The following is a 6,072-nucleotide window of genomic DNA, read 5'->3' on the forward strand; positions in this document are numbered from 1 at the left end:
GGCTTCGTCTTCCAGGACTCGACCCTTTTGCCGGGGCGCGCGGCGCGCGAGAATGTGCGGCTGCCGATCCAGGTGGGCCGCCGCAGCCTGTCGCGCATGATAGACGACCGGGCCGACGAGCTGCTCGAACTCGTCGGCCTGTCGGCGCTCGGTGAGCGCCTGCCGCATCAGCTTTCCGGCGGACAGCGCCAAAGGCTGGCGATCGCCCGGGCGCTGCTTGGCGAGCCACGTCTGCTTCTGATGGACGAACCTTTTGGTGCTCTTGACGAGATCACCCGCGATCGCCTCAACGACGAACTGCTGAACCTTTGGCGGCGGACCGGAACGACCGTGCTGTTCGTCACGCATTCCATTGCCGAAGCCGTCTATCTCGGGCAGCGCGTAATCGTGCTTGCGGCCCATCCCGGACGGATCGTCGCCGACCACGACCTTCGTCCGCTGAAGGGGCCGGAGAACAGATGCTCGCGCGAGGATCCGGCAATCGTCGCGGCGATGGCCAGGATGCGCTCCGCCCTTGGGGCGGCCTCGTGAACCGCGGCGCGCTTTCGCCGTTCGCACAGACCGTGCTGCCGATCCTCGGCGCCGGCTCGCTCATTCTCGCATGGCAATTCCTGCTGCCGCTCGCCGGCGTGCCGGCATATATCGTTCCGACGCCGACTGCGATAGCGGGCGTGTTTGCCAGGAACGGCTCACTTCTCCTGTCGAACCTCTGGCCGACGGCCATCGAGGCGCTCTCCGGCTTCGTCCTCGGCAATCTCGCCGCAGTGCTGCTGGCGGTCGTCTTCGTGCACAGCCGTACGCTGCAGGCAGCCTATTTTCCGGTCGTGCTGTTCTTCAATACGATCCCGGTGCTTGCGCTGGCGCCGGTCGTCATCCTCATCTTTGGCCTCGGCATGCTGCCCAAGATCGTGATCGCGGCAGTGATCTGTTTCTTCCCAACGCTCATCAACATGATCCGGGGGCTGGAATCGGCGAGCCCCAGCGAGCACGAGCTCTTCCGCGTGCTGTCGGCGACGCGCTGGGAAATATTCTGGCGTCTGCGCCTGCCGCGCGCGCTGCCAATGCTTTTCGCTTCGCTGCGGATCGCCTCGGCGACCGCGGTGATCGGCGCGATCGTCGGCGAATGGATCGGCTCCGACAAAGGTCTCGGCGCGCTGATCATCCAGGCGACCTTCAACTATCAGTCCGACCGGCTCTACGCCGCTATCGTGCTCTCATCGCTGTTGTCGATCGGGTTCTTCATAACGGTCGTTGCCGCTGAGCGATGGTCTGTTAGATACCGTTGACCGGCTGGTTCCCAGGGATCGCCGCTTGAAGTTGGGCAGGGGACTTCGCCCCAACGCGCAGGCGAGGGTTGGCCTTTCCTGTATCGGCCTGTAGTATGGCCAGTGGTTGCAGGGGAGCTCGAGCGTGGGCCTGGGTCGGAATTTCCGCCGTTGGGGGATGCGGGCCTTCATCGCCGTCATGGTGCTTTCGCCGCATGCGGCGTCGGCCGACACCATTACGCCTGAGCGGATCGCGGCAGCCCTGTCGAAGCTCGAGGCACTCGCTAAAGGCGTCGTCGCGGATGGCGGGGTGCCTGGTCTCGCCATCGGAGTCGTCCATGACGACAAGGTGGTCTTCCTCAACGGTTTCGGGCATCGCGAGGCCGGCAAACCGGAGGCCGTCGATGCCGACACGGTGTTCCAGATCGCCTCGCTCTCCAAGCCGGTCTCAGCAACGATAGTGGCGGCACTGGTCAGCGACGAGATTGTTTCCTGGGATATGAAAATCGCCGATCTCGATCCGGCCTTCCGGCTGTCCGAACCCTATCCGACCAGCGAACTCACGGTTCGCGACCTGTTTTCGCACCGCAGCGGACTTCCCGGCACCGCCGGAGACGACCTCGAGGAGGTTGGCTATGACCGCGCGGAGATACTGCGCCGTCTGCGGTTCGTGTCGCCATCGTCGAGCTTTCGTGCCGGCTACTCATACAGCAATTTCGGACTGACCGAGGGTGCCGTCGCGGCCGCGAAGCCGACGGGCAAGCCCTGGGAGGAGATCGCCGAGGAGAAGCTCTACGGTCCGCTTGGAATGGCGTCGACCAGCTCCCGTCATGCGGACTTCATCAAGCACGCCAATCGCGCCGCGCTCCACGTCAAGGTCGATGGCGTCTGGGCCGCGAAGGTAAAGCGCGATCCGGATGCGCAGTCGCCGGCGGGCGGCGTCAGCTCCACGGCACGCGATCTCTCGCAATGGGTGCGCCTGGTGCTCGGCAACGGCGTCTATGACGGCAAGCCGCTCATTGCCGCCGATGCGCTGGCTCAGACGCATGTGCCTTTGATGACGCGAGGCAAGAACCCCGTCTCCGGCGGCGAGTCCTTCTACGGCCTCGGCTGGAATGTCGAATTCGGCCGGCATGGTCTGAGCTGGGGTCATGCCGGCGCGTTCAGCGTCGGCGCACGCACCCTGGTAACGCTTTTCCCGGAGGAGAAGCTTGGCATCGTCATCGTCGCCAACGCCTTTTCGACAGGGGTGCCGGAAGGGCTGTCCGACAGCTTCGCCGATCTCGTCTTTGATGGAGCGGTCGAGAAGGATTGGGTCAAGGCATGGGATGATACCTATGCGAGCCTGTTCGGCCCGGCAATCACGGCGGCCAAGGCCACCTATGCCGCGCCACCGTCTCCGGCAAGGCCGGCCGGGCCGGCCAGTGCCTATGCAGGCCGTTACTTCAACGACTTCATCGGCGATGCGGTTGTGTCGAGGGCGGGGGATGCTCTTGTGCTCAAGGTCGGGCCGGCCGGCGCCCGGTCCTATTCATTGACGCATTTCGACGGCGATCTCTTCGTGACCTTCCCGGACGCCGAGACGCCGGACAGGCCCTCGGGCGTAGGCTTTGACATCGGCCCCGACGGCAAGGCGTCGGCAATGACCATAGAGTTTCTCGACGATAACAATCTCGGCACGCTGCGGCGCGTTGGTGATTAGGGTCAAATGGTGGTGAGACGGTTGTCGGCTTCGCCGAGACGGAGCCGGGGGCCGCGCCGGCGTTCGCGATGCGGCGCTCAGCTCCGCGCCGATTGACAACCTTGAACAGCCGCCCATTCTGTAATCGCCACAGACCCGGCCAGACAGAAAGGCGCTATCCATGGAAAAGATCATTCTGGACTGCGATCCGGGGCACGACGATGCCATCGCCATCCTGCTGGCGGCCGGCAACCCGAACATCGACCTTCTCGGCATCACCACGGTTTCGGGCAACCACAATGTCGAGAACACCACGCGCAATGCGCTGGCCGTATGCACGGCTTACGGCATCAAAGTGCCGGTCGCGAAGGGCTCTCCCGGCCCGCTCATCATCGACCAGGTGCTGGCCGTCGAGATTCATGGCGATACCGGGCTCGACGGCCCCGTGCTGCCGCCCGCCTCGTTCGAGCTCGACAGGCGGCATGCCGTCGACTTCATCATCGACACGGTCATGGTGCATGAGCCGAAGACCGTCACGTTGGTACCCGTCGGTCCCTACACCAACATCGCACTCGCCGCCCGCAAGGAACCGCGCATCATTGAGAGGGTGAAGAAAATCGTCGCGATGGGGGGAAGCTACACCAGGGGTAACATCACGCCGGCGGCGGAATTCAACGTTTATGCCGACCCTGAGGCCGCCGATGTGGTGTTCCGTGCCGATTGGGACGTCACCATGGTGGGGCTCGACCTCACGCACCAGGCGCAGGCCACCCCGGACCTGCAGGACAGGGTGCGCGCCGTCGGCGGCCCGATCGCCAAATTCATCCTCGATATCTGGGAGTTCATAGCAACCACGCATGGCGGCCTCCTGCAGATTGCGTATCCCGCCGTCCATGACGCATGCTGCGTCGCGGCCATGATCGACCCGAGCGTCTTCACCACCGAGAAGGCCGATATCCGCGTCGAGATTGCCAGCCGGTGGACCAAGGGCATGACGGTGTGCAATTTCGAGAAGATGGGTGGCATGCATCATTTCGGCGGCACGGCGAGCGAGCAGACCGAGTTCCGCCACACCGTGGCGATGAAGCTCGACCATGCGAAATTCTGTGACCTGATCGTCGACGCGCTTGAGCGCCTCACCGTCGCAATTCCAGGAAAAGTGTGAAACGGTTTTCCGTCCGCAATTGCGGCAAAGAGAGCTAGGCGCGACAATCACTCAATGGAACATCGGGGCATCGAAGGGGAGCAGTAAAGTGAACGAAAAAGCCAGTCCCAGATCGTCCAACCCAAGGCAAATCGCGGAGATCGCCAGCTATCACGCCCATGTCTACTATGACGGGCCGGCCGAGCGGCAGCATGCCGAATGGCTGCGCCTGCGCATCGGCGAACGTTTCCGTGTGCGCCTGGGCAATTGGCGCGACGAGCCGGTCGGCCCGCATGAGCAGGCCATGTACCAGGTCTCGTTCGCCACCGAGATTTTCGCTTCGCTGGTTCCCTGGCTGATGCTGAACCACGGCGGCCTGAGCATCCTCATTCATCCCAACACGACCAACCCCAAACGCGACCATCTGGTCGATCCGATCTGGATTGGCCGGCCTCTGGCGGTGCACGGCGAAGTCCTCGGCGAGGACGATGAGGCGGAAGAGGCGCTGGAAGTGAATACGGAGCCGACGCTGAGGGCGTAGGGGGCAATCGCATGTGGCGCTCCCCCTCTCCGTCCGCTACGCGGCCACCTCTCCCCCACTCTGTGGGGGCGACCAAGCTTTCCAAGGTCGCGACCCCGACGGTTAGCGTTTCCTCGCCCCCATGAAATGGGGGAGAGGTGGCCGCGTAGCGGACGGAGAGGGGGCTGCGCTGCCAAATGCGATTCCCAACTAGGGCAGACTGTGAGGCGCGTTCTTCGAATACTGGCCGCGGTGACCGTGGCGTTGGGGATGAGCGCCTGCACAAGCATCTCCTATTACGCGCAGTCGCTGGAGGGCCATGTGCAGATCATGGCGGCGCGCAAGAATATTGGAAAACTGATTCGTGACCCTTCGACGCCCAAGGCGTTGCGCAGCAAGCTGACGTCGGCGAGCACCATAAGACGGTTTGCGACAGATGAACTGTCCCTGCCCGACAACAGCAGCTACCGCAGCTATGTCGACATCCACCGGGACGCGGTAACCTCAGCCGTTTTTGCCGCGCCGCAATTCTCGCTCGCGCCAAAAACATGGTGCTTTCCGGTTTTCGGCTGCGTTCCGTACCGGGGTTACTTCTCGCGGAAATCCGCGGTTGAAAGCGCTATCGAGCTTCAGAGGCAGGGGCTCGACGTCTATGTCACAGGCATCACCGCCTATTCAACTCTGGGCTGGTCCAGTGACCCGCTGCTCAGCACCATGCTCGCTCAGGACGACACCTATCTTGCAAGCCTTGTCTTCCATGAACTGGCGCATCAGCGCCTCTATTGTGGATGGCGATTCCGCGTTCAACGAGGCTTTCGCGGTTGCCGTCGAAACCACCGGCACAAGGAAATGGCTCCGCGCCGCCGGCGATCGGGCCGGGTTGCGCCGCTACGAAGCCGGCCGCAAGCCCAGCGCCGATTTTCTCAGGCTGGTGGCGAAAACGCGCGAGGAGCTGGGCCAGGTCTATGGAAGTCCCCGTACCCCGCAGCGGATGGCGGCCGCCAAGGCAGCCGCGATCGACAGGCTGCGGATGCGCTACCGGCACATGCGCGACAGGGCAGGATACCGGGGATATGGCGCCTGGTTCGATCAGCCGATCAACAACGCAAAGCTCGCCGCGACGTTTGTCTACGGCGAACAGGTTCCGGCATCTCTTCGCTTGTTCGACCTGTGTTCCGGCGACTATCCGAGGTTCTACGCTTCTGTTCGACGGATCGCGGACAAACCGTCCCGTGGAGAAGCGCTGAAGGCTGCGGAGAGCTGTGATTGAGGTGAGCGGGATGGTGGCCTGAGCATCCTTATCCACCCCAACACAACCAATCCCAAGCGCGACCATCTGGTCGATCCGATCTGGACCGGCCCGACCGCTGAGCGTGCACGGCGAGGTGCTTGGCGAGGAGAACGAGGCGGAAGAGGCGCTGGAGGTGAATACGGAGCCGACGTTGGGGGCGTAGGGGGGCGC

Annotated in this window: 6 protein-coding genes and 2 pseudogenes; all 8 read left to right on the plus strand. The window is 63.6% G+C overall.

Annotated elements, in window-relative coordinates; all coding sequences use genetic code 11:
- Positions 1-531: ABC transporter ATP-binding protein (locus EOA86_RS18505; protein ID WP_164891816.1), on the plus strand; the 531-nt coding region annotated here is incomplete at its 5' end.
- Positions 528-1,286: an ABC transporter permease gene (locus tag EOA86_RS18510; protein ID WP_245497312.1), complete on the plus strand. Its 759-nt coding sequence runs from the start codon at positions 528-530 to the stop codon at positions 1,284-1,286. The genes EOA86_RS18505 and EOA86_RS18510, both read left to right, overlap by 4 nt.
- Positions 1,287-1,443: 157 nt before the next feature.
- Positions 1,444-2,967: a serine hydrolase gene (locus EOA86_RS18515; protein WP_164891817.1), complete on the plus strand. Its 1,524-nt coding sequence runs from the start codon at positions 1,444-1,446 to the stop codon at positions 2,965-2,967.
- 160 nt (positions 2,968-3,127) lie between these two features.
- On the plus strand, positions 3,128-4,111 hold the full coding sequence (locus EOA86_RS18520; protein WP_128342995.1) for a nucleoside hydrolase: 984 nt from the start codon (positions 3,128-3,130) through the stop codon (positions 4,109-4,111).
- A gap of 88 nt (positions 4,112-4,199) precedes the next feature.
- Entirely contained in the window at positions 4,200-4,631 is a 432-nt protein-coding gene (locus EOA86_RS18525) for a DOPA 4,5-dioxygenase family protein (protein ID WP_128342997.1), read from the plus strand.
- A gap of 309 nt (positions 4,632-4,940) precedes the next feature.
- A pseudogene (locus EOA86_RS41235) lies at positions 4,941-5,333 on the plus strand (aminopeptidase); the annotation flags it as partial.
- A 34-nt stretch (positions 5,334-5,367) separates the two neighbouring features.
- Entirely contained in the window at positions 5,368-5,880 is a 513-nt protein-coding gene (locus tag EOA86_RS41240; protein ID WP_281035669.1) for an aminopeptidase, read from the plus strand.
- Between the two features lie 30 nt (positions 5,881-5,910).
- Positions 5,911-6,072: pseudogene (locus EOA86_RS18535) on the plus strand (hypothetical protein); the annotation flags it as partial.

The organism is Mesorhizobium sp. M5C.F.Ca.IN.020.32.2.1 (assembly GCF_004023105.1).
In the GTDB taxonomy this organism is placed as follows: Bacteria; Pseudomonadota; Alphaproteobacteria; order Rhizobiales; family Rhizobiaceae; genus Mesorhizobium; species Mesorhizobium wenxiniae.